This window comes from Caulobacter radicis, assembly GCF_003094615.1.
Lineage (GTDB): Bacteria > Pseudomonadota > Alphaproteobacteria > Caulobacterales > Caulobacteraceae > Caulobacter > Caulobacter radicis.
This window is the reverse complement of sequence record NZ_QDKO01000037.1, coordinates 54056-77123: the sequence shown is the minus strand read 5'-3', so window position 1 is coordinate 77123 and position 23068 is coordinate 54056. Positions and strand designations below refer to the sequence as shown.

Genomic DNA, 23068 nt, shown 5'->3' with positions numbered 1-23068 from the left:
GGCGAGGGCCAGCCGGCCCCCGCCCCTCGCATCCTCAGTTCTTCGTGCCGCCGAAGGCGGTGTCGTAGACGCTGTTGCCGCCGAAGGTGACCAGACCGGCCAGGGCCGCGGCGTTGGCGCCGAAGAACTTGCCGCTGACTTCGCCGCCCGAGGCCAGGGTGGAGGTCCCTTGCGTGGCCGTGGCGTTGGCCGTGGTGCTGGCGATGTTCAGGCCCGAGATGCCCACCGAGCCGATGTCGACCTTGTAGCCGGTCGAGGCGCTCTGGACGTAGCCGCCCAGCGTGCCGGCGGTGAAGTCGGCGTTGAAGGTCCCTTCCAGGATGCCGTTGGTGGCGTAGTCGCTGAGGCCCTTCACGGTGTAGCTGGCCGTGCCCGAGCCGGCGGTCGCGCCGGTGTCGTCGCCGACGTAGTAGACGGTGTGGGTGCCGTCATTGGCGTTGGCGGTGTCGGACCACTCGCCGAACCAGAAGTCGCCGGTGCTGACCTTGGCGAAGTTGAACACGCCCATGCCGTTGTGGCTGCCCGGCGCGGTCGACGGGTTGTTGATCGTGCTGACGCCGCCCGACGGCGGGGCCGAGGCCGAAAGGCCCTGGAAGTCGACATAGGCCGACAGACCGATCGAGGCGACGGCCACGCCGGCCTTGCCGGCGGTGTGCGGACCCGCGTTGATCACGCTGGCGCCCACCTTCAGGTGGGTTTCGTCGGTGGACTCGCCGACGATGCCGGCATGGGCGACGCCCGTCAGGGCGGCGGCGGCGATCGAGGCCAGGATCAGCGTCTTGAAGGTCGAACGGGACATCTCGTCTTCTCCGATGCTTAGTTGAATGGGCCTCTTCGATGGAGGCCCGGGCTCATCCAGCGGCGTCCGCCGCGTCGGTAGGGAGCCGACGCGCCGAAAGCCGTGAATTGGGGGTCAGTAGCGGGCGGTCATGCTGAGCTTCAGCGTGCGCCCGGGGGCCGGCTGGGCCGTGCGGGTCAGGGGATCGGTGTAGTAGCGGTCGTTGAGATTGGTCCCGACCAGCTCGAACCGGACCTTCTCGTTGAGCTTGAAGTTGGCGTAGGCGTCGACCGTGACGATGTCGTCCCACAGGTAGGGCGTGTTCAGCGCCCAGCCGTCGACGCGGGTGGCGGTGGCCCCGCCGATGAAGCGGTCGAGCTCGGGATTGTCGTAGCCGCTGTAGTAGACGCCGCGCACGCCGACCTCGAGCCGGCGCTCGAGGAAGCGGGCGCCGAGGTTCAGGTTGGCCGAGTTCTCGGGCGTGGCCTGGGTCAGCAGGTAGCCGCCGACGAAGCCGAAGTTCACGCAGTCGGGCACGATGCCGGTGTTGGGCGCCTTCAGGATCGCCTGCTGGCGGTCGCAGACCTTGTTCTTGAAGTTGTGGGCGGCGGAAAAGTCGGCGAACAGGCGGCCGTTGTCGTAGCGGGCCTGGAGCTCGATCCCCTCGATGATCTGCTTTTCCATGTTGGACAGCTGCAGCTGCGTGCCGCGCTCGATGACGTTGCTGGTGCGGTTGCGGAACCAGGTCAGCCTGACGTCGGCGCGCTGGCCTTCCGGCAGCGACAGCAGCGCCGACAGGTCGTGGATGTAGGCGACCTCCCAGGTGCGGGCGTGCTCCGGCTTCAAGGGCCGGGTCGGGTCGATGGCGGCCGAGAAGCCCACCGTGCTCTCGAACAGGCTGGGGAAGCGGTAGGCTTCGGCATAGCGAGCATAGGCCCGGGCGTTGGGCGTGAAGTTGAAGGTCGCCGAGACCGCGGGCGTCCAGCCGTCGCCGCGCTGGGTGCGGCTGACGGCGGTGACCGGCGCCTGGTTCAGCGACGCCACGCAATAGCCGGTGGCGTTGGCCACGCTATTGAGGAAGCCGTTGACGCAGGGGTTGGTGGCGCGGGTGAACTTGCCGGTGCTGTCGCGCTCCCAGGCGATGCGGTTGTTGACCGTGCGGCCGTTGACCAGGGTGCGGTACAGCACCGAGCCGTCGGTGAAGACGTAGTTGGTGAACACCACGCCCTTGGCCAGCTGCTCGGCCAGGAAGTCGTCGAACGCCCAGTAGTGCGAGTAGCGAGCGCCGGCGGTCAGGGTCAGCTCGCTGACCGGCCGCCATTCGAGATTGGCGTGGACGTTGTATTCCTCGCGCCGGCCGGCCCGGGGGTACTGGCGCCAGCCGTCGAACGTACCGCCCCAGACGTCGGGCGAGGTCAGCTTCTCGTGCTGCCAGTCGCCGGCGACCACCAGGTCGAGGGTCGGCGCCAGGCGCATCTTGTTGCTGGCCGACAGGCCGTAGCGATCGTTCTTGGCGTTGGCCAGCGCGGTGTTCTTGATGATCGGGTTGGCGGCGTTCTGGGCCCAGTTGGGGAAGCCGCCGGCGCTGTAGGTGTGGCTGTTGGTGCGGGTCAGCCAGACCGAAGTCTTCAGGTCCACCCAGCGACCGCCGGGCTTGAGCCGGTAATCGACGTTCCAGGCGGTGGCGTGGACCTCGCTGAGCGGCCACTGCACCTTGCCCATGCCGTTGTTGCCGACCGAGATGATCCGCGAGGGCATCACCTCGCCATAGGTCGAGACGGTGTCGCGCACGCCGAACTTCAGCTGCTGAGCATCGCTGATCTTCCAGACCAGCTTGCCCAGCCACGAACTCATCTCGCTGGAGGTGTTGGGGACCTCGTTGCCGGGCTGGTAGTTGAAGGCCAGGCGCTTGATCAGGTCCTGCGGGCCGGACGGCGTCGGCAGGCTGGTCTGCCTGTAGTAGTCAGCCTCGCTCTCGCCGGCGAAGTAGTTGCCGCGCTCGCGCCAGGCGTAGGCGGCCAGCCATTCGAAGTCGTCGCTGCGCCCCGCGATGGCCAGCCGTGCGGCCCGGTCGCCGAACGAGACGGTGTCGTTGTCACCCGAGGTGCGCGGCGTCACCTGCACGTAGGGATCGTTGTACGGGCTGTTGGGAAAGCCAGTGGTTCCGGTCGAGCCGGGAAAGCCCGGCACGTTGCGGTAATCCTGGCCGGTCAGCAGGGTCGGCAGGCGCGGCTTTGTGGAGTTGTTGCCGCCCTCGATGCGGACCTCGGCGCCGTAGCGCTCGCCCTCGCGCAGGATGTCGCGCGGCGAGAGGGTGTCGATGACCACCGCCCCGCCGACGGAGGTGTGGACGCCCGCCGTCAGGGACGGCCCCTTCAGCACCTGCACCCCGCCGACCAGGCTGGGATCGATGTAGCTTCTGTTGTTGGCGCCGTTGTAGCCGCGCCAGACGGTCAGGGCTTGCTCGCCGCCGTCGATGATCACCGGCACGCGGCCGGGCCCTTCGACGCCGCGGACGCTTGGGTCGAGCGCGCCGCTGTTGCGGGCGTCGCCGCTGAACACCCCGACCATGCCCTTGAGCACATCGGCGGGGCTGACGCCCTTGTAGCGCTCGACCTGCGCCTTACCGGCATAGGTGGAGGCGCCGTCCAGGTCGTAGACGCCGTCATAGCCTAGAGCGTCGCGGGCGCTGAGCGCCTCGCCGCCGCCGGTCGCGCCCTCGACCCGCAGGGCGTCGGTGACGACCGCTCCCTTGGCGCTGGGGGCGGCTTCAAGCGTGACGACGCCGGGGCGCACCTCGCGCCAGGTGACGCCGCTGCCGGCCAGCAGGCGCGACAGGATCTCGCCCTGGCTGAAGCGGCCGCGCACGGCGGGGGCGCGGCGGCCATACGGCGCCTCGACGGCGTAGACGATCTGGACCCTGGTCTGCAGCGAGAACTGGCTCAGCGCCTGGGGCAGCGGCTGGGCCGGAATGTCGACCGAGAAGGCCGCGCTTTCCTGGGCGGCGGCGGGCAGCGCGCCCAGGGCCAGCGGGCTGGCCGATGCCAGGGCCAGGCACAACGACAGCCGGCGGATACGAGGAAGCAGGCCGGGGCGGGTAACAGGCGTCGTCATGTCGGTGGTCGGTCTCGTCTCGTGGGTCGCTCATTATTGCGAGCGACACTCAATTGCATCTTATGATGGAGAGACGAAACCCGGCAGCGAGATCCCCTAGCGACCTCGTCGATTTTTTTGCGGAGACGTTACGAGCCGGTCAGTAGAGCAGGACGAAGCCGCCCATGCGGGCCGTACGAAGGTCCAGCGAAGCGGCCAGGGCGTCGATGGCGGCGTCGGGCCGCGCGACGTCGAACACCCCCGACACCGGTCGGGCGGCCAGGGCCTGGCCACGGACGAACACCTTGCCGCGCCTGTAGCGGCCGATCTCGTCGACCACCTCGGCCAACGGGCGGTGATAGACGACGAGGCGCCCCTGCCTCCAGGCGTCGACGGCGGCCGGATCTTCCAGCGCCAGGGCCTTGGGCGCCGCGCCATCAAGCCAGGCGCCCTGCCCGGCCCGCAGCACCGCCATCCCGCCGCCATGCGCCGGCTCGACCCGCACCGCGCCACGCAGCACGCTGACCCGGGCCTTGTCGCCCGCCAGGCGCACGTCGAAGGCCGTGCCCAGCACCCGGGCGCTGCCGGCCCGGCTCTCGACCACGAACGGCCGCGAAGGATCGTGAACCACGTCGAAGAACGCCTCGCCCTTGACCAGCCGCACGTGGCGGCCTTCGGGCCCGTAGCGGACGTCGAGCACCGCGCCGGTGTTCAGCGTCACGGCGCTTCCGTCGGCCAGCACCTGCCGGCGCACTTCGCCGACTTGGGCGACCAGACGGTTCGGATCGGCGGGCGCCAGGATCTCGAGCGCGACGCCCGTTCCCAGCGCCAGCACCAGGCAAGCCGCGACGGCCGCCGGGATCTTCCACGTCCGGCGGCGCGGAGCGGCGACGGCAGGGGCGCCTCGCCGTCGTCGCGGCTGGAACGTCGCGTTGACTTCAGGCGCCGTGGCCGCGCCGATGAGCGAGAGGATGTGGTCGGCCTCGGCCGTGGCTTCGGCCCGGCCCGGCCCCGCGGCCAGCCAGGCGGCATGCTCGGCGGCGTCGGCGCCATCGCGCAGGCGCAGCGTCCGTCGCGCCGCCGCGTCGAACAGCGCCTCGTCCCCGCCCGTGCTTTTGTCCTTGTCGCTCATGTGGGCTTTTGGTCCTCCCGATTGACAGGACGAACCGGCGCCCGCGCTTCCCCTAGTCTCATCCATCGCCGCGCGCTTCCTTCAGCCGGCGGCGGCAGTGGCTCATGGCCTTGGCCAGATGGTTTTCGACCGTGCGCGGCGAGATCCCCAGACGATCGGCGACCTGCTGCATGGTCAGGTCGTGGCCGCGATAGAGCAGGATCACCTGCCGGCACTTGTCGGGCAGTTCGGCGATGGCGGCCTGGACGATGGCGATCTCCTGGCGGCCGGCCAGCACCTGGAAGGCCGAGGGCGCGTCGCTGCCGGCGTCCAGCGGCAGCTCGCCCGGCGAGATCCGCCGGGCCTGGGCGGCCGCCTGGCGCTGGCGGTCGACCACGAGATTGGCGATGATCCGGCGCAGGTAGCTGAGCGGATTGCGCACGGCGGCGCCATCGAAGCCCGGCGCGCGGGTCAGGTCAGACAGCTTGAGCCAGGCGTCCTGCATCACGTCGTCGGCGAGGCTGGCCGAGCGGGCCTTGCGGGCGGCGAAGCGGCGGAGATCCTCGTAGTGGGCCTCCAGCAGGCCGGTCAGGTCGGAAGCCGTTCCCCTCTGGCCAGATCGCATCACGCCACCCCGAATGAGAACGATTCTCATTACCGCGCCATGATCTAGCGATCTCGTCGCCGCCCGTCAAAGGCGACCGCTCGGTCTAGGGCAGCGGAACGCCCCGGCTGGCGGTGAGGATGGCGTACCACTGGGCCCGGGTCATGTGGACGTGCAGGGCGTCGGCCGATGCCTTGATGCGCTCGGGCGTCTGGGAGCCGACGATCGGGATCGGCCGCGACGGGTGGGCCATGATCCAGGCCAGGGCGACGGCGGCGCGGTCGACGTGCTGCGGGCGGGCCACGGCGTCGAGCGCGTCGATCACCGCCCGGCCGCGATCGTCGATCCCCTCGCCCGTCAGGCGCCCGCCGCCCAGAGGCGACCAGGCCAGCACGGCCATGTCGCGCTCGAGCGCCTGGTCGAGCACCCCGTCCGATAGCGGCTCGATGGCCAGCGGCGAGAACTCCGGCTGGATGCTGGCCAGCGGGAACGGCAGGTGCGCCTGCAAGGCCGCGACCTGGCTGGGCAGATAGTTGGAGACGCCGATAGCGTCGATCTTGCCCTGCTCGCGCAGCTTGACCAGCGCCCCCGCCACCTCGGCCGGGTGAGCCAGAACGTCGGGGCGGTGGATCTGGTAGAGGTCGATCTTCTCGACGCCCAGGCGCTGCAGCGAGGCCTCGCAGGCGGCGACCAGATAGTCGGCGCTGGAGTTGTAGGGCACGCCCAGGACGATGCCGCCCTTGGAGGCCAGGACGAACTTCTCGCGCAGATGCGGGGCGTCGTGCAGCACCTTGCCCAGCAGCACCTCGGCCGAGCCGAAGCCGTAGGGCGTGTCGGCGCCGTAAATGTCGGCGGTGTCGAGCAGGGTGATGCCGCTCTCCAGCGCCGTCTCGACCAGGTGGCGGGCGTCAGCGACGGATTCGCCCTTGAAGCGCCACATGCCCCAGGCCAGCGGCGACACGGAAAGGCCGCTCTTGCCCAGCGGACGGTTTTCGTGGGGCTTGCGGTCGTCGAGCATGGAAAGCGCACTCTCGGTTCGGAAAGGACGCCGAGATGACCGGTGAGCGGCCTCGAGCGCAAGCTTTACCGACGGCAATATCCAGCATGAGAACACCGCGTTGGTCGGCGCGGCCCGGCGGCGGCTAGCGTCGAGCCGCCTTCACGAACGCGCCGAGGGGCCCGGCGCGCGGCGAGGCGCCCTCCCCGACCAACGACAAGAAAGACGACGCCATGCTTCGCCCCATCCTCCTGGCCACGGCCGCCGCCCTGACCCTGGCCAGCGCCGCTCCGGCGCTCGCCGCCAAGCTCGACGCCGCCGCCGTCCACGCCCGCACCCTGGTGCTGGACAGCCACGTGGACGTGCCCGCCGACCTGGGCGTGGGCGCGCACGAGGCCGCCGTCGACGGCGACGGCCAGGTCGACCTGCCCAAGCTGGAGCGCGGCGGGGTCGACGCGGCCGTGCTGGCGGTGTTCGTCGCGCAGGGGCCGCGTACGCCGGACGGCTATGCCCAGGCCCGCAAGGAGGCCGACGCCAAGCTGGCGGCCATCCGCGGCGTCGCCGAGCGCCACCCCGACCGCGCCGTGCTGGCCCTGACGGCCGACGACGTCGAGGCCGCCGCCAAGGCCGGCAAGCGGGCGATCGTGGTCGGCTTCCTCAACGCCTACCCGTTCGGCGAGGACCTTAAGCCGATCGACGCCTATTACGCCGGCGGCGTGCGCAGCTTCGGCTTCGTCCATGCCGGAAACAACGCCTTCGCCGACTCCTCGCGCCCCAGCGGCGGGACCAAGGTCGAATGGGGCGGCCTGTCGCCGTTGGGCAAGCAGGCGGTGGCCCGGCTCAACGACCTGGGCGTGATCATCGACGTCTCGCAACTGACGCCCGACGGCGTGAAGCAGGTGCTGGCGATCAGCCGCGCGCCGGTGGTGGCCAGCCACTCGGGGGTGCAGGGGATCGTCGACAACCCGCGCAACCTGTCGGACGCCGAACTCGACGCCATCGCCGCCAAGGGCGGGGTCGTGCAGGTCGTCGCCTTCGGCCCCTATCTGGTGCGACTGACGCCCGAACTGCGGCCGAAGGTGGCCGCCCTGCGCGCCCAGTACGGCCTGCCGGCCGCCTTCACGCGGGCCGCCGACGGAACCGAGGCGCTGTCGCCCGACAAGCGCAAGGACTACAGCCACGCGGTCACCGCCCTGCTGCCCAAGGCGACGGTCAAGGACCTGGTCGACTCCGTCGACTACGCGGTGGGGCGCGTAGGGGTCGAGCACGTGGGCCTGTCGTCGGACTTCAACCACGGCGGCGGGGTGGTCGGCTGGGCCAACGAGGGCGAGGCCGGCAACGTCACCGCCGAGCTGGTGGCCCGCGGTTATTCCGAGGCCGACATCGGCAAGCTGTGGGGCGGCAACTACCTGCGCGTCTTCCGCGCCGTGGAGCAGACCGCCAAGCGCTGACCAGCATGAAGAAAGCCCGCCAGACCTCTGACCTGGCGGGCTTTTTCGTCACTCGGCCGCGACGCGCAACCCTGCCGAGGCGGCCAGGGCCTGGTCGAGATCGGCCAGGATGTCGTCGATGTGCTCCAGGCCGACCGACAGCCGCACATAGCCTTCGGAAACGCCGGTCGCGGCCTGGTCCTCGGCGCTGAGCTGGGAGTGGGTGGTCGAGGCCGGATGGATGGCCAGGCTCCGCGCGTCGCCGATATTGGCCACGTGGTAGAAGAGCTTGAGCGCGTCGATGAAGCGCTTGCCGGTCTCGCGTCCGCCAGCCAGCTCGAAGCCGACCAGACCGCCATAGCCGCCCGACAGGTAGCGGTCGGCCCGCTCGCGGCGCAGGCCCTCCTGGGCGGTGGGATAGATCACCTGGATCACCTCGGGGCGCCCCGCCAAGAAGTCGACCACGCCCTGCGCGTTCTGCGAGTGGCGGGCGATGCGCAGCGGCAGGGTCTCAAGCCCCTGCAGGATCTGGAAGGCGTTGAACGGCGACAGCGCCGCGCCCAGGTCGCGCAGCAGCACCGTGCGGGCCCGCAGTATGTAGGCGATGGGGCCCAGCGGCTTGGCCGCCTGCGCCCAGACCGCGCCGTGATAGCTGGGATCGGGGGTGTTGAGCAGCGGCTGGCGTTCGGGATGGGCCTCCCAGTCGAAATTGCCGCCATCGATGATGACGCCGCCGATCGAGGTGCCGTGCCCGCCGATATACTTGGTGGTCGAATAGACGACGATCGCCGCGCCGTGCTCCAGCGGCCGAGCCAGCAAGGGGGCGGCGGTGTTGTCGACGATCAGCGGGATCCCATGCGCACGGCCGATGGCGGCGACCTCGGCGATGGGGAAGACCGTCAGCTTCGGATTAGGCAGGGTCTCGGCGTAGTAGGCCCGGGTGCGCTCGTCGGTGGCGCGGGCGAAGGCCTGGGGATCTTCCGGATCGACGAAGCGGACCTCGATCCCCTGGTCGCGCAGGGTGTTGGCGAAGAGGTTCCAGGTGCCGCCATAGAGGTCGGTGGAGCTGACGATGTTGTCGCCGGCCCGGGCCAGGTTCTGGATGGCGAAGGCCGAGGCCGCCTGCCCCGACGCCACCGCCAGGGCCGCCGCCCCGCCCTCCAGCGCGGCCAGGCGCTGCTCCAGGATGTCGATCGTGGGGTTGCCGATGCGGGTGTAGATATTCCCCAGCTGGCGCAGCGCGAAGAGGTCGGCCGCGTGCTCGGCGCTTTGGAACTGGTACGAGGTGGTCTGGTAGATCGGCGGGGCCACCGCGCCGGTCGTCGGATCGGCCCGCCAGCCGGCGTGCAGGGCCAGGGTTTCGGGATGGAGCTTGCGGTCGGACATCGGCTTCTCCTGAAGCTTTCTACGTCGATGTCGAAAACCTGACCCGTCCCGCCCTCCTCCGCACGACCGATATTCTCGCCGCGCGGGCAGAAAAACTCACCCCAGGATTGCGCGGCCGAGCCCTGGCGAGCCCGGCCGCGTCCTGTCCTAGTTCTGGCGCTCGACCTGGCTGACGTCGCGCACCGCGCCACGGGCGGCGTTGGTCGTCATGGCAGCGTAGGCGCGCAGGGCCGGCGAGACCTCGCGCTTGCGGTCCTTGGGCTTCCAGGCGTCCTTGCCGCGCGCCAACTGGGCGGCGTGACGCTCCGCCAGCACCACGTCGGAGACTTCCAGGTTGATGCCCCGGCCCGGGATATCGATCAGGATGGAGTCGCCCGTCTCGACCAGGGCGATCAGGCCGCCCTCGCCGGCTTCGGGCGAGACGTGGCCGATCGACAGGCCGGACGTGCCGCCCGAGAAGCGGCCGTCGGTGATCAGGGCGCAGGCCGCGCCCAGGCCCTTCGATTTCAGGTAGGTGGTCGGGTACAGCATCTCCTGCATGCCCGGACCGCCCTTGGGGCCTTCGTAGCGGATCACCACGACCTCGCCGGCCGTGACCTTGCCGCCCAGGATGCCGCTGACGGCGTCTTCCTGGCTTTCGAACACGCGCGCCGTGCCGCGGAAGGTCAGGATCGACTCGTCGACCCCGGCCGTCTTCACGATGCAGCCCTCAGGAGCCAGGTTGCCGAACAGGACGGCGAGGCCCCCGTCCTTCGAGAACGGGTGCTCGACCGAGCGGATGACGCCCTTCTCGCGATCCAGGTCCAGCTCTTCCCAGCGCGCGGCCTGGCTGAAGGCGACCTGGGTCGGCTTGCCGCCCGGGGCGGCGCGGAAGAACTCCTGAGCCGTGCCGCTGTTGGTGCGACCGATGTCCCAGCGGGCCAGGGCCTCGGCCATGGTCGCGGCGTGGACGGTCGGCTGGCTGGCGTCGATCAGGCCGCCCTTCTCCAGCTCGCCCAGGATGGCCGGCACGCCGCCGGCGCGGTGGACGTCTTCCATGTGCACGTCGGCCTTGGCCGGCGCGACCTTCGACAGGCAGGGCACGCGGCGCGACAGGCGGTCGATGTCGGCCATCGAGAACTCGACCCCGCCCTCGCTGGCGGCGGCCAGGAGGTGCAGCACGGTGTTGGTCGAGCCGCCCATGGCGATGTCCAGACTCATGGCGTTCTCGAACGCCTCGCGCGTGGCGATGCCGCGCGGCAGGGCCGTGACGTCCTCCTGCTCGTACCAGCGCTGGCACAGGTCGACGATCAGGCGGCCGGCCTCCTTGAACAGCGCCTCGCGGTCGGCGTGGGTGGCCAGGACCGAGCCGTTGCCGGGCAACGACAGGCCGAGCGCTTCGGTCAGGCAGTTCATCGAGTTGGCGGTGAACATGCCCGAGCACGAGCCGCAGGTCGGGCACGCGGCCTTCTCGATCGCCTCGACTTCCTCGTCGGTATATTTGTCGTCGGCGGCGACGACCATGGCGTCGACCAGGTCCAGCGAGCGGATCGCGCCCTTGATCTGCACCTTGCCGGCCTCCATCGGCCCGCCCGAGACGAAGACGACGGGGATGTTGAGGCGCATGGCGGCCATCAGCATGCCGGGCGTGATCTTGTCGCAGTTGGAGATGCAGACGATCGCGTCGGCGCAGTGGGCGTTGACCATGTACTCGACCGCGTCGGCGATCAGTTCGCGGCTGGGCAGCGAATACAGCATGCCGCCGTGGCCCATGGCGATGCCGTCGTCGACGGCGATGGTGTTGAATTCCTTGGCCACGCCCCCGGCCGCCTCGATCTCGCGCGCGACCAGCTGGCCCAGGTCCTTCAGGTGCACGTGGCCCGGGACGAACTGGGTGAAACTGTTGGCGACAGCGATGATCGGCTTGCCGAAGTCGCTGTCCTTCATGCCGGTGGCGCGCCAAAGGCCGCGGGCGCCGGCCATGTTGCGGCCGTGGGTGGAGGTGCGTGAGCGATAGGGAGGCATGGGAAAATCTCAGTGTCGGCTGTGGGGTTATTACCGCCGCTGACCGCGCGAGCAAAATATATTAAAAGGCGACCATTAGGTCGCATGAGATATCAGATGGACGTCCGGCAGTTCCGCCACTTCGCCGCCGTGGCCGAGACCCTGCACTTCGGCCGGGCCGCCGAGCGGCTGCGCATGACCCAGCCGCCGCTGAGCCAGTCGATCATGGCGCTGGAGAAGGAATTGGGCGCGGCGTTGTTCGTGCGCACAAAGCGCAATGTGCGGCTGACGGCGCTGGGCGAGCAGTGGCTGCCGCAGGTGCAGGAGGCGCTGGCGGCGCTGGACGCCCTGCCGGCCGCGGCGCGGCGGATGCGGGACGGCCAGAGCGGGTATCTGGCGCTGTCGTTCGTCAGCACCGCCGACTACAGCGTCCTGCCCTCGCTGGTGCGGCGCTACTCCCAGGCCTATCCGGAGGTGGAAATCCGGCTGTTCGAGGCGACCAGCGACGTGCAGCTGCCGGCGCTGGTCGAGGGCGAGCGGCACGCGGGCATCATCATCCCACCGACCGACCAGCCCCTGCCCGCCGCCCTCGCCTATCGCCGGCTGCTGCGCGAACCGCTGGTGGCGGCCGTGCCCAGCGCCTGGATCGACGAGGGCCGCATCGCCAGCGACGCGGTGCTGTCGGCAGAGGAGCTTCTGGGCTCGCCGCTGATCCTGTTTCCCAAGCACGTGGCGCCCAACTTCCACGACCTGGTGACCGGCCACTACCGCGCGCTGGGCGGCGAAGCGCGCATCGCCCAGGAAGCCATCCAGATGCAGACGATCATCAGCCTGGTGTCGAGCGGGCTGGGCGTCGCGCTCGTTCCCGCCTCGCTGCGCAACCTGGCGCGCACGGGCGTCACCTATGTGCCGCTGGCCGGGACCGCCCCCGAGCTGGAGACGGGCCTGGCCTGGCGCAAGGGCGAGATCAGCCCGACCCTGGCCAACTTCCTGAAGCTGACCGAGCCGGGCTGACCTGCCGTAGTCCCTAGAACTTCGCGCGGACGCCGAAGAAGACCCGCGACCCGAAGGTCTCGTTGCCGATGCGGCGGACGGCGTTGTTGTTCTCGATCCGCACTTCGTCGGTCAGGTTCACGCCCTCGAGGAAGACCGTGAAGTTGTCGTTGATGTTGTAGCTGGCCGAGGCGTCCAGCGAGCCGTAGGCCTCGTTGAACTCCGGCAGGCTGCCGCGGCCGGCGGCCGTGATCAGCCACTGGTCGCGCCAGTTGTAGGAGGCGCGAGCGCTGAACTTGTCGTTCTCGTAGTAGAGCGAGACGTTGTAGCTCTTACGCGACAGGCCCGGGAACGGCAGGATCTCGCCGGTCAGCAGGTTCGTGCCCTTGAAGCCCTTGTCCTTCTGGTAGGTGTAGTTGGCCAGCACCCCAAAGCCGTCGAACGGCGCGGGCAGGAAGTCGAAGGCGTACTGCCCGCCGATTTCCAGGCCGTTGATCGTCACCGCATCAGTGCCATTGACCGGACGGGTGATGTTGTAGGTCGTGCCGTCGATCACCTCGGCCGAGGCCTGGTTGATGATGAAGGACGAGATTTCCTTCCGGAAATAGGTCGCCGAGATGAAGCTGTCCTTGGCGAAGTACCACTCCAGGCCCGCGTCATAGGCGTTGGCCTCGAACGGCTGCAGGTCCGGGTTGCCGCGCGAGCCGGTCAGGCCGACGACGTCGATGCTGCGGCGCAGGGCCAGTTGGGCCGGCGCGGCGCGGGCCATCACCTTGCTGGCGGCGGCGCGGCCGATCAGCGTATTGGGGATCAGCTCGAAGCGCAGGTTCAGCGACGGCAGGGTCTTGGTGTAGCCGCCGTCCTGCGAGGCCTGGACGAAGTTCACCGTGCTGCCGCTCTGGACGCGGTTGTAGCCCGTCGAGGTGGTCTGGGTGTCGACCACGCGCACGCCGACCGAGCCGCTGACGCGGACCGGCAGTTCGGAGAAGTCGAAATTGGCCTGGACGTAGCCGCTCTTGGTCTTCTCCTCGACCGACCAGGTGTCGAGGAAGGCCTGGAAGCTGCCGGGGCCGCCGGCCGTCTGGGCGGTGTTGGCGTTCGGGTTGACCGCGTAGACGTCGTTGACCAGGCCCGCCGTCGCCAGGGTGGCGGCGTAGGTGGCCATGGTGTTGTCGTTCCACTGGCGGATGCCGCCCGAATAGCCCAGGTCGCCGGTCTTGAAGAACGGGATGCTGTTGACCACCGAGTTGATGTTGACGATCGACTCGAGGGTCGAGCACGGCGCAGCCACGGCGATGATCGCGCCGCTGCTGGCGTCGCCACGGCAGGTCAGGCGCGTGGTGCGCTGGTAGAGGATCTGGTCGGTCTCGAACTGGCGGGCCTGGGCGCCGGCCTTGATCGAGGTCAGCCAGGGAATGTTCGGCTTGTAGGTGATGTTGAACTGCTGGGCGGTCTCTTCGGAGGTGTTGTTGCGCGGGTTGAACAGCGCATCGATCCGGTTGACGCCCTGGCCGGTGGTGACGTCCAGGCCCGGGAACGAGAAGTTCGGGGCGCGCTGGCCGCCGGTGTAGTCGACGACGGCGCGCGGCACGCCGAACACCGTGGCGGTCGAGTTGATCTCGTTGTTCTGGACCTCGGCGTTGGAGTAGTCGAGGCGGGCGTCGAAGACCCACTGGCCGACCTTCCACTCGCCGCCCAGGGCCGTGGTGTACTGGGTGCGCTCGAGGTCGCCCAGGATGTTGCGATAGGCCAGATCCATCGGGAAGGCCGCGCTGCTGGTCAGCTCGATGTGGTTGACCGTGTTGTCGGCGCCCAGCGTGGTCTTGCTGTAGTCGATCAGGCCGCCCGAGGCGCCCAGTTGCAGGAAGGAACTGTTCACCTCTTCCTTGGCGGTGGCGTAGGTGGCGTCGAGATAGGCCTTGAAGCTGTCGTTCGGACGCCATTCCAGCACGCCGCTCAGCGCTTTGCGCTCGGTCTCGCGGCGGTCGATGATCAGGCGCGGGATCTCGGGGATCCAGTCCAGCGTGCCGTCGCCGTTGACGTCGGTGCTGCGGCCCGGGGTCGCGCCGGCGCCGGTGGCCGTGGCCGCCCGGCGAATCCAGCCGGTGGTGCGGGCGTTGTTGCTGTTGAGGTGGCGGTTCTCCCAGGTGCCCGACAGCAGGACGCCGACCGTGTCGTCGAAGAAGGTGCGGCTGCCGATCAGGGCGAGCTTGGGATCGTATTCCTTGGCCAGGTTCGAATAGACGCCCTGCACCGAACCGGCGACGAAGGGCTTCTTGCTGTCGAACGGGCGGCGGGTGATGACCCGCACGGTGCCGCCGATGCCGCCTTCGGCCATGTCGGCGGTCGGCGACTTGACCACGTCGAGGCGCGAGACGAACTCGACCGGGATGTCACGGAAGTCGACCGCGCGGTCGCCGCCGCCCACCGTCAGCGACAGGGCCGACGAGCCGTTGATCTCGACGCGGTTGAGGCTGGGATCGGCGCCGCGGATGCTGACGCCCCGGCCTTCGCCGTCCTGGCGGCTGATCTGCACGCCCGTCACCCGTTGCAGCGCTTCGGAGAGGTTCTTGTCGGGGAAGTCGCCGATGTCCTCGGCCGAGATGGTGTCGACCACCTGCAGCGAGTTGCGCTTGACGTCCATGGCGCTGCGCAGCGAGGCGCGGATGCCGGTGACGACGATCTCCTCGACGGCGTCGGGCTCGACGGTCTGGCCGGCGGCGGGCGCGGCCTGGGCATAGGCGATGGCGGGCGCCGAAAGCAGGACGGCCGCGACGGCGAGGCGCGAGGCGCTGGAGCGCAGGTGCGCGCTGATGGTGGTCTTCATGTTTCCTCTCCAGTTGCGACTTGTCGTTGCTCAGGGCCATCGGATGACGCCAAGGTCGACAAATTTCATATTATGGGATTAATTCCCTATAATCGGGACGATAACCGCGAAATCATGCGCATGTCGAGCGCCACACAGTGTTTCACGGAAGAAATGCCCGCCACCGTGTCCTTGCGGCGACGCTCGGCCCGGTTCGTTGACAAAGTCCCGCCCGGTCGCGATGATCCCAATAATTAGAAAATCGTTCTGATATATGGGAGTTGACGCCAATGAATCCGCTTTTGGGCGTTTTCTTCCATTGGCTGGGCGGCCTGGCCTCGGCCAGCTTCTACGTGCCCTTCCGCGGCGTGCGGCGCTGGTCGTGGGAGATCTACTGGCTGACCGGGGGCGTGTTCTCCTGGCTCTTGGCGCCCTGGTTCTTCGCTTCCCTCCAGACCCGCGACCTGCTGGGCGTGATGGGCCAGGTCCCGCCGCACATCGCCGGCCTGTGCATCCTGTTCGGCGTGCTGTGGGGCTTCGGCGGCCTGACCTACGGCCTGACAATGCGCTATCTGGGCCTGTCCTTGGGCATGGCCGTGGTGCTGGGCCTGTGCACCGTGTTCGGCACGCTGATCCCGCCGCTGGTGCGTGGGACCTTCGCCGACGCCCTGCTGAGCTCGACCTCCGGCCGGATCATCCTGCTGGGCCTCCTGATGACCGTGGCCGGCATCGTCGTCGTGGCCTGGGCCGGCGCCAAGAAGGACGGCGACCTGTCGCCCGAGGCAAAGCGCGCGGCCGTCGCCGAGTTCGACTTCAGGAAGGGCCTGGCCGTCGCGATCTTCTCGGGGATCATGTCGGCCTGCTTCGCCTTCGGCCTGGCCGCGGGCGAACCGATCAAGGACATCTCGGCCGCCGCCGGCACCGGCCCGCTGTGGACCGGCCTGCCGGTGCTGTGCCTCGTCATGTTCGGCGGCCTGATCACCAACGGCGTCTGGTGCGCCTTCCTGATCGCCAAGAACCGCAGCGCCGGCCAGTGGATCGGCCGCGCCTCCAGCGGCAAGGAATCCGCCGACAAGCCGCCGCTGCTGGCCAACTACCTGCTCAGCGCCCTGGCGGGCGTGGCCTGGTACTTCCAGTTCTTCTTCTACACCATGGGCGAAAGCCAGATGGGCAAGTTCGGCTTCTCCAGCTGGACCCTGCACATGGCCAGCATCATCATCTTCGGCACCCTGTGGGGCTTCGCCTTCAAGGAGTGGAAGGACGCTCGTCCGGCCGTGCGCAACATGGTCTGGGCCGGCGTGGCCCTGCTGGTCGGCGCCACCGTGGTCATCGGCTACGGCAACATGCTGGGGGCGTAAGGCCCCCTTCCCTCACGTCTTGACCGGCCCTCACGTCTCGATCGGCAGGAACGGCCTGGTGTTGGGATAGATCAGCTCGACCGGCGGCTCGCCCTCGCCCGGCTTCTTCATGCCGTAGCCGTTCACCGGCTGCGAGCGGTTGATCCAGGCGGTGTAGTAGAGGTGGTCCGAGCGTGGGTCGTCGGTGTTCGGATGCAGCAGGATCGTCAGCCCCAGGCTGTTGAGCTGCAGCCACGGCAGGATCACGTGCAGAAGGTCGTTGGTGAAGCCGAAATAGAACGACGGCGTCACGTGCGGGCCGCGCGGGGTCAGGTTCCAGTCGCCCAGCTCGACGACGAAGCGCTCCGACACCCAGCGCCGCAGCAGGGCCGCCTTCTGCGAGGTGTCCTCGTCGAAATAGACGTGGGCGTGATAGCTCTTGATGTCGGTATAGGCGCGCGGATGCTGCGGCAACGGCGCCTCGCCGGGCCGGATCGAGACCGGCTGGGGCGTGGCCTGCTTCCAGGTGTCGTAGCCCCAGGGACTCTTGCCGCCGGCCGGCGCGCGCGGCTGGCGCGCGGGCGGCGGTACCTGGGAGCCCTCCTGCGCCTTGGCTCTGCCCGGCGCGACAATGCCGGCGGCGGCGGCCGCGACGCCGCCCGCCAGCAGCAGGTTTCGGCGCTGGATCTCAGGCTCGTCGTGCGTGGCGACGCGGGCGGCAGGGGTTGGATGGGTCATCGGGAAACTCGCACGGACGAAGCTTGGCCTTCGTCCCATCAGGCCTCCTGGCGAGCGCCGCCACAATTCAGATCAATTCAATAGGAATTCAGAAAAGCTGACGGTTGCTTGACCCCGCTTGCCGTTACGCACGAGTTTGCGCCCGCCCGTTCGACCACCTCCCCAGGACCGCCCGTGCCAGTCAGCTTTCCCTTTCCCGCCACGACGCCGACGACTTTCCCCCGGGAGCCGGGCGCGTGACGAGGCTGAGACGTCGCGGCCTGGCCTCGATCAATTCCGAGGTTCGCGACGGCATCCTGCCCGCCGCCGACGGCGTCACCCGCGCGCCCGGCGCGCCCGAGCAGGATCTCGCCAAACGGCCGCCCTATCGCCTGGTCGCCGTCATCATCGCCTGCGCCCTGTTCATGGAACAGATGGACGCCACGGTGCTGGCCACGGCCCTGCCGACCATGGCCCGCGACTTCGGCGTGCCGGCCACCAGCCTGAGCTCGGCCCTGACGGCCTACCTGCTGGCCCTGGCGATCTTCATTCCCGCCAGCGGACGCCTGGCCGACCGCTTCGGCTCCAAGACCGTGTTCCGCCTGGCCATCGCCGTCTTCGTCGGCGGATCGGTGCTGTGCGGACAGGCGACCAGCCTGCCGTTCCTGATCTTCGCCCGTTTCCTGCAGGGCGTGGGCGGGGCGATGATGATCCCGATCGGACGACTGGTGCTGCTGCGCTCGGTGGCCAAGCAGGACATGGTCTCGGCGATGTCGTGGCTGATCATCCCGGCGCTGATCGGCCCGATCCTGGGCCCGCCGATCGGCGGCTTCATCGTCACCTATCTGGACTGGCGCTGGATCTTCTATCTCAACATCCCGATCGGCGTGCTGGGGATCGTGCTGGTCACCCTGTTCATCGACGAGGTGCGCGGCGAGACGCCGGTGCGGGCCGATCCCGTCGGCTTCCTGCTGTCGGGCGTGTCGCTGGGCTGCCTGCTGTTCGGCTTCGAGATGACCAGCCGCGACGGCGAGCTGCCCATGGCCCTGGCGCTGATCGCCGTCGGACTAGTCGCGGGCGGGCTCTATCTGCGTCATGCGAAGCGCCGCGCCGACCCGATCCTGGACCTGTCGCTGATGGCCGTGCCGTCCTTCAGATTGTCGGTGATCGGCGGCTCGCTGACCCGCATCACCCAGGGCGCCCAGCCCTTCCTGCTGCCGCTGATGCTGCAACTGGGGTTCGGCATGACCGCGGCGGCCAGCGGCACGATCACCATCGCCGGCGCCATCGGTTCGCTGGCGATGAAGAGCCTGGCCCCGCGCATCCTGCGCCGGTTCGGCTTTCGCAACAGCATGATCGTCGGGGGTCTGGCGGCCAGCGCCGGCTACGCGGTCTGCGGCCTGTTCCGGCCCGGCTGGCCGACCTGGCTGATCTTCCTGACGCTGATGATCAGCGGGTTTTGCATGTCGTTCCAGTTCACCGCCTACAACACCATCGCCTATGACGAGATCCCGCCCGAGCGGATGAGCGCGGCGACCAGCTTCTACGCCACCTTCCAGCAGCTGATGCTGTCGCTGGGAGTGTGCGCCGGGGCCCTGGCGCTGCATATCGGCATGCTGGCGGGAAGCCACGCCACCCCGAGGCTGGCGGACTTCTCCCTGGCCTTCCTGATCGTCACGGCGATCTCGGCCTCGGCGACGATCTGGAACCGGCGGTTCGCGGCGGACGCCGGCGCCGACCTCTCGGGCCGGCGCCGGGACCAGGACTAGCCGCAGGCCTGGCAGGCGGCTTCGGGCCGCCGGCGAGCCTCGCCGCGACGCACGGCCAGCACCAGGATCACCCCCGCCAGCGCGGCGGTGACGGCGTAGCCCGGCGCGCTGAGCGGACCCAGGCGGTCGACCAGCAGGCCGCCCAGCACCGCGCCCAGCGCGATGGCCACCTGGAAGGTCGAGGTCAGGAGACCGCCGGCCAGTTCGGCCTGGTCGGTCGCCGCCGAGGTCGCCCAGGCCTGGAAGCCGACGGGCAGCATGGCGAAGGCGAAGCCCCCGAGGGTCAGCGCCAGGCCTGCGACCCAGCCGACGCTGCCCAGGGCGACGATCGCCGTGGCGGCGACGGCGATCAGGCCCGCGCCGCCCAGGATCGACAGCCGCGGGTCGCGGCCGACCAGCGCCCCGCCGGCCAGGTTGCCGAAGAAGCCGGCCACGCCGAAGGCCAGCAGGCTGAGCGAGATCGCGGCCACATCCAGTCCCGACACCTGCTCCAGCACCGGCCGGACGTAGGTGAAGCCGGCGAAGTGGCCCGAGATCACCAGCAGCACGCCGACCAGGGCGGCGGCCACCGCCGGACGTCGCGCCACCTCGACCAGGCCGCCCAGGCGCGGGACCGAGGTCGGGGCCAGGCGCGGCAGGGTGAAGGCCTGGGCCGCCAGCGCCGCGAGACCCACGACCCCGGCGATCACGAAGGCCGCCCGCCAGCCCAGGGTGTCGCTGACATAGGCCCCGACCGGCGCGGCCGAGACCGTGGCGATCGACACGCCGGCGAAGATCAGCGACATCGCCTTGGGGATCGCCGCCTTGCGCACGAGCCGCATGCCCAGGGCGGCGGCCATCGACCAGAAGCCGCCCAGGGCCGCGCCCAGCAGCACCCGGGCGACCAGCAGCACCGGCAGGTTGGCGGCGAAGATGGTCAGCAGGTTCGATACCGCCAGCACCACCATCAGGCCCAGCATCACCAGGCGGCGATCGAACCGACCGGTCAGCACCGGCGTCAGGGGCGCCGCGAACGCGCCGACCACGGCCGTGGCCGTCACCGCCTGCCCGGCCGCCCCGACACTGACCCCGAGGTCGGCGGCCAGCGGCGTCAGCACGCTGGCGGGCAGGAATTCCGAGGTCACCAGGGCGAATACGCCCATCGTCAGGGCGATCACGCCGGGCCAAAGGGCGGGCGGCTCGACCTCCGTCGCCATGTCCACGTCGTCGACGCGCTCGGCCAATACTGAACTCTGCATGCTACCCTCCACCGCGACAGGCGGGAGCGACCCGGCCTGGACTGGTCGGTTAGGTAAGGCTGCAACCTGACCTTTGCCGCTCCACGGCCGGCCAGAAATTCAGGGCGGAGACGCAGAACTTCTCAGGCGGCCTCGACGACTCAGGCAGAGGGCGAAACATTCCGCTATTCCAGCGCCTTAGTAGCGACTTGAGAGAAGCCGATAAGGCTGTTGAGCCTTACTCGCTTGGCCGGAGGCCGGAATTCGACGTCGCCCACTGGACGGCGAACCGCGACGGGCGTTGAATCCTCCACGCTCGCCATGCGTTGGATGTCCGGAGGAAACGCCATGTTCGAGACCCGCACCTTCCGCGTCCACGCCCTGCACGACGGCTGCGACCACGCCCACGGCGTCGACGCCGAGACGTTCGAGGAGGCGGCCGTGGCCTTCATGGAGGCCTGGCATCCCGAGGTGGATTCCTACGGTCAGGCGTCCGTCGTGGTCCGCGACGTCGAGACAGGCGTCGAGCACTGCTTCCGCGTCGACTTCGAGAGCGGCGAGACCTCGGCCTGCCAGTAGATTTCGGCGAACCTGCGCCATGGACCCGTGCGTTGGTAGATCATGGACATGCTCATGACCGATCCGATCGCGCCGCCGCAACCCGATCCCACACCCGGCCGTCCGCCGCCCGAAATCCCGCCGGACGGCCCGCCGCCGGAGATCGACGATCCGGTCGTCCCGTTCGAGGATCCGCCAAGGTCGCCGCCCGTCGATCCCGACGAGCAGCGCCCCTACGACACGCCGTTGCAATAGGCGGTCTCAGTCGGTCTCGTCCTTGGCGTCGGGGGCCGCGCTCCAGTCGTAGTCCTGGCCAAGGACGCGCTTGCTGAACCAATCCATCTGCACGTTCACCTGGAACAGGCGGTGGCGCAGTTCGCGGAAGTTGTGCGGCTCGCGCGGGGCCAAATAGAGCTCGGTCTCGACGCCAAGCGCCTTCAGCGCCCGGTGCAGCATCACCGACTGGGTCCAGGGCACCCGCTCGTCCTCGGCCCCGGCCAGGATCAGGGTCGGGGTCCTGACCTTGTCGAGCTGGCTGAGTGGGGAGTTGTCGACATAGAGATCGCGGCGAGCCGCTGAGCCATAGGGCGGAGTCACGAACCACTCGCTGCGCTGCCAGCGGGTGTCGGATGTCAGGTACATCGACGGCCAGTCGACCGCGCCGGCGCCCGAGGACGCGGCCTTGAAACGGTCGGTGACGGTGATCAGGCGGTTGGTCATATGGCCGCCGGCGCTCCAGCCCATCACGCCCAACCTGTCGGGATCGACCAGCCCCTTGGCGATCAGGTTGTCGACGCCCGACAGCACGTCCTTGTCGGCATGACGGAAGTAGCCGGCGTTCATGCCTTGCAGGAACTCGTCGCCGTAGCCCGTGCCGCCCCGATAATTGACGCTGAGCGTCATCACGCCCTTGGCCGCCAGCAGCGGGTTGAAGCGGCCATAGGCGAAGATATTGAACACGTCCGACGAGCGCGGCCCGCCGTGGCTCTGCACGATCAGCGGGTAGCGACGGCCCGGCTGGTAGTCGAGCGGATAGGTGACGAGGCCTTCCAGCGCCTGGCCGTCCGGCGCGGTCCACTGGATCGCCTCCTGGCGCGGCAGGCGGAAGCGGGTCGCGATATCGTCGTTGAGGTGGGTGACCTGCGCCGGCGCCGGCCGCGCCGGATCGATCCGGAACACCTCGCCCGGCGAGGTCGCCGAGGCCTTGAAGAACACCAGAGCCTTGCCGTCGCGGGTCAGGGTGACGTCGCCGGCGGCGTGGTCGCCCCGGGCCAGCGGCCGCACCGCCTCGCTCTTGACGTCGATCGCGAACAGTTCGCGGCGAACGCCGGTGGTGGCGGTGATGTAGATCTCGCGGCCGTCGGCCGACCAGACGGCGTCCTCGATCTCGTAGGGCAGACCGTGGGCCAGTTCGCGCGGCGTCCCGCTGGCCGCCGGCAGCACGAAGAGGTTCGGATTGACCGTGCCGTAGCGGCCGTTCTCCGCCGTGGCCAGGAACAGGACCGAGCGGCCGTCGGGCGACAGGCGCGGCGTGCTTTCCTGGAAATCGTTGTCGGTCAGGCGGCGATCAGCGCCCTTCCCTTCCTTGAGCCACAGCTCGGATTTGGGGTTGTCGTCCAGCAGGTCGGACGGCGCGCGGCGATAGAGGATGGCCTTGCCGTCGGCCGACAGGTCGAAGGCCTCGACCTCGAACTCGCCTTCGATCACCGGCTCGGCCTTGCCGTCGGCGAGCGCGATCCGCCACAGCCGGCCGCGCCCCTGCGGGGTCTCGAACGACAGCATGTCGTCCTTCTCGCGCTTGCGCTTGGCCAGGGCCTTGCCGTCCGGCGCGGCGGCCAGGAAGTAGATCGCCGAGCCGTCCGGCGACCAGCGCAGAGAGGACGGGCTGGTGCGGACCTTTCCCAGGCGCCTGGGCTCGCCGCCGTCGATGGGCGAGATGTAGATCTGGCGCGTGGCGTCGCCGTCGCGCTTGGCCACGAAGGCGAAGCGCCCGCCATCGGGCGCCCAGGCCGCGCCCGAGGCGGGCCCCTCGACCATGCGGCGGGGGTCCGAGCCATCGAGGCCGACACGCCACAGGTCGTCCTGAACGGCGTTGGCCTTCCAGTCGACACGGCCGACCGAATAGAGGACGAACCGGCCTTCGGGCGAGACCTTCGGATCGGATAGCTTCTCCAGCCCGACCAGGTCCACCGCAGTCATGACGCGGGGGGCGGACCAGGCCGACGGCGCGGAAAGCGCGAGCAGGCCTCCGGCGGCAAGGGCCGCCAGGCGGGACAGGGTCATGGGAAG

At 69.4% G+C, this 23068-nt stretch carries 17 protein-coding genes; 6 read left to right on the top strand and 11 right to left on the bottom strand.

Annotation, left to right across the window (positions count from 1 at the left end; translation table 11 throughout):
* Positions 1-34: 34 nt before the first annotated feature.
* The 5 genes from DDF62_RS20290 to DDF62_RS20270 form a co-directional block, all read right to left on the bottom strand.
* Entirely contained in the window at positions 35-799 is a 765-nt protein-coding gene (locus DDF62_RS20290; RefSeq protein ID WP_116490782.1) for a Slam-dependent surface lipoprotein, read from the bottom strand.
* 114 nt (positions 800-913) lie between these two features.
* Positions 914-3892, bottom strand: a complete 2979-nt coding sequence (locus DDF62_RS20285; RefSeq protein ID WP_116490781.1) for a TonB-dependent receptor — start codon at positions 3890-3892, stop codon at positions 914-916.
* 139 nt (positions 3893-4031) lie between these two features.
* Positions 4032-5003, bottom strand: coding sequence for a FecR family protein (locus DDF62_RS20280; RefSeq protein WP_165832319.1), 972 nt, complete (start codon positions 5001-5003; stop codon positions 4032-4034).
* 58 nt (positions 5004-5061) lie between these two features.
* Positions 5062-5607: an RNA polymerase sigma factor gene (locus DDF62_RS20275; protein WP_165832318.1), complete on the bottom strand. Its 546-nt coding sequence runs from the start codon at positions 5605-5607 to the stop codon at positions 5062-5064.
* Positions 5608-5692: 85 nt separating this feature from the next.
* Positions 5693-6604, bottom strand: coding sequence for an aldo/keto reductase (locus tag DDF62_RS20270; protein WP_208866908.1), 912 nt, complete (start codon positions 6602-6604; stop codon positions 5693-5695).
* A 212-nt stretch (positions 6605-6816) separates the two neighbouring features.
* Here DDF62_RS20270 and DDF62_RS20265 point away from each other — a divergent pair, with 212 nt between their 5' ends.
* Entirely contained in the window at positions 6817-8034 is a 1218-nt protein-coding gene (locus tag DDF62_RS20265; RefSeq protein ID WP_116490778.1) for a dipeptidase, read from the top strand.
* Between the two features lie 48 nt (positions 8035-8082).
* On the opposite strand, the gene DDF62_RS20260 is transcribed toward DDF62_RS20265, so the two are convergent.
* Together DDF62_RS20260 and ilvD are read right to left on the bottom strand one after the other, a co-directional pair.
* Positions 8083-9399: an O-acetylhomoserine aminocarboxypropyltransferase/cysteine synthase family protein gene (locus tag DDF62_RS20260; RefSeq protein ID WP_116490777.1), complete on the bottom strand. Its 1317-nt coding sequence runs from the start codon at positions 9397-9399 to the stop codon at positions 8083-8085.
* A gap of 147 nt (positions 9400-9546) precedes the next feature.
* Positions 9547-11403: a dihydroxy-acid dehydratase gene (ilvD, locus tag DDF62_RS20255; protein ID WP_116490776.1), complete on the bottom strand. Its 1857-nt coding sequence runs from the start codon at positions 11401-11403 to the stop codon at positions 9547-9549.
* A gap of 96 nt (positions 11404-11499) precedes the next feature.
* Here ilvD and DDF62_RS20250 point away from each other — a divergent pair, with 96 nt between their 5' ends.
* Positions 11500-12396 (top strand): LysR family transcriptional regulator, encoded by an 897-nt coding sequence (locus tag DDF62_RS20250; RefSeq protein ID WP_116490775.1) that lies wholly within the window; start codon positions 11500-11502, stop codon positions 12394-12396.
* A gap of 13 nt (positions 12397-12409) precedes the next feature.
* Here the strand turns inward: DDF62_RS20250 and DDF62_RS20245 are convergent, their stop codons facing one another.
* Positions 12410-15202, bottom strand: a complete 2793-nt coding sequence (locus tag DDF62_RS20245) for a TonB-dependent receptor (protein ID WP_116490774.1) — start codon at positions 15200-15202, stop codon at positions 12410-12412.
* Positions 15203-15471: 269 nt separating this feature from the next.
* Between DDF62_RS20245 and rhaT the strand changes: the two genes are divergently transcribed.
* A complete protein-coding gene (gene rhaT, locus DDF62_RS20240) occupies positions 15472-16539 on the top strand; it encodes an L-rhamnose/proton symporter RhaT (protein ID WP_244286888.1) in 1068 nt (355 codons plus the stop codon).
* A gap of 30 nt (positions 16540-16569) precedes the next feature.
* Here rhaT and DDF62_RS20235 read toward each other — a convergent pair whose 3' ends face one another.
* Entirely contained in the window at positions 16570-17256 is a 687-nt protein-coding gene (locus tag DDF62_RS20235) for a DOPA 4,5-dioxygenase family protein (protein ID WP_116490772.1), read from the bottom strand.
* A gap of 236 nt (positions 17257-17492) precedes the next feature.
* Here DDF62_RS20235 and DDF62_RS20230 point away from each other — a divergent pair, with 236 nt between their 5' ends.
* Positions 17493-19004: a DHA2 family efflux MFS transporter permease subunit gene (locus tag DDF62_RS20230; protein WP_208866907.1), complete on the top strand. Its 1512-nt coding sequence runs from the start codon at positions 17493-17495 to the stop codon at positions 19002-19004.
* On the opposite strand, the gene DDF62_RS20225 is transcribed toward DDF62_RS20230, so the two are convergent.
* The gene (locus tag DDF62_RS20225) at positions 19001-20242 is read right to left on the bottom strand and encodes an MFS transporter (RefSeq protein ID WP_116490771.1); all 1242 of its coding nucleotides are present in this window, start codon (positions 20240-20242) and stop codon (positions 19001-19003) included. The two genes, DDF62_RS20230 and DDF62_RS20225, sit on opposite strands and share 4 nt — an antisense overlap.
* A 327-nt stretch (positions 20243-20569) precedes the next feature.
* Here DDF62_RS20225 and DDF62_RS20220 point away from each other — a divergent pair, with 327 nt between their 5' ends.
* Both DDF62_RS20220 and DDF62_RS20215 read left to right on the top strand, forming a co-directional pair.
* On the top strand, positions 20570-20800 hold the full coding sequence (locus tag DDF62_RS20220) for a DUF5961 family protein (RefSeq protein WP_101717966.1): 231 nt from the start codon (positions 20570-20572) through the stop codon (positions 20798-20800).
* 54 nt (positions 20801-20854) lie between these two features.
* A complete protein-coding gene (locus DDF62_RS20215) occupies positions 20855-21034 on the top strand; it encodes a hypothetical protein (protein ID WP_133244793.1) in 180 nt (59 codons plus the stop codon).
* Positions 21035-21040: 6 nt separating this feature from the next.
* Here DDF62_RS20215 and DDF62_RS26515 read toward each other — a convergent pair whose 3' ends face one another.
* Entirely contained in the window at positions 21041-23062 is a 2022-nt protein-coding gene (locus DDF62_RS26515) for a S9 family peptidase (RefSeq protein WP_116490769.1), read from the bottom strand.
* Between the last annotated feature and the right edge of the window lie 6 nt (positions 23063-23068).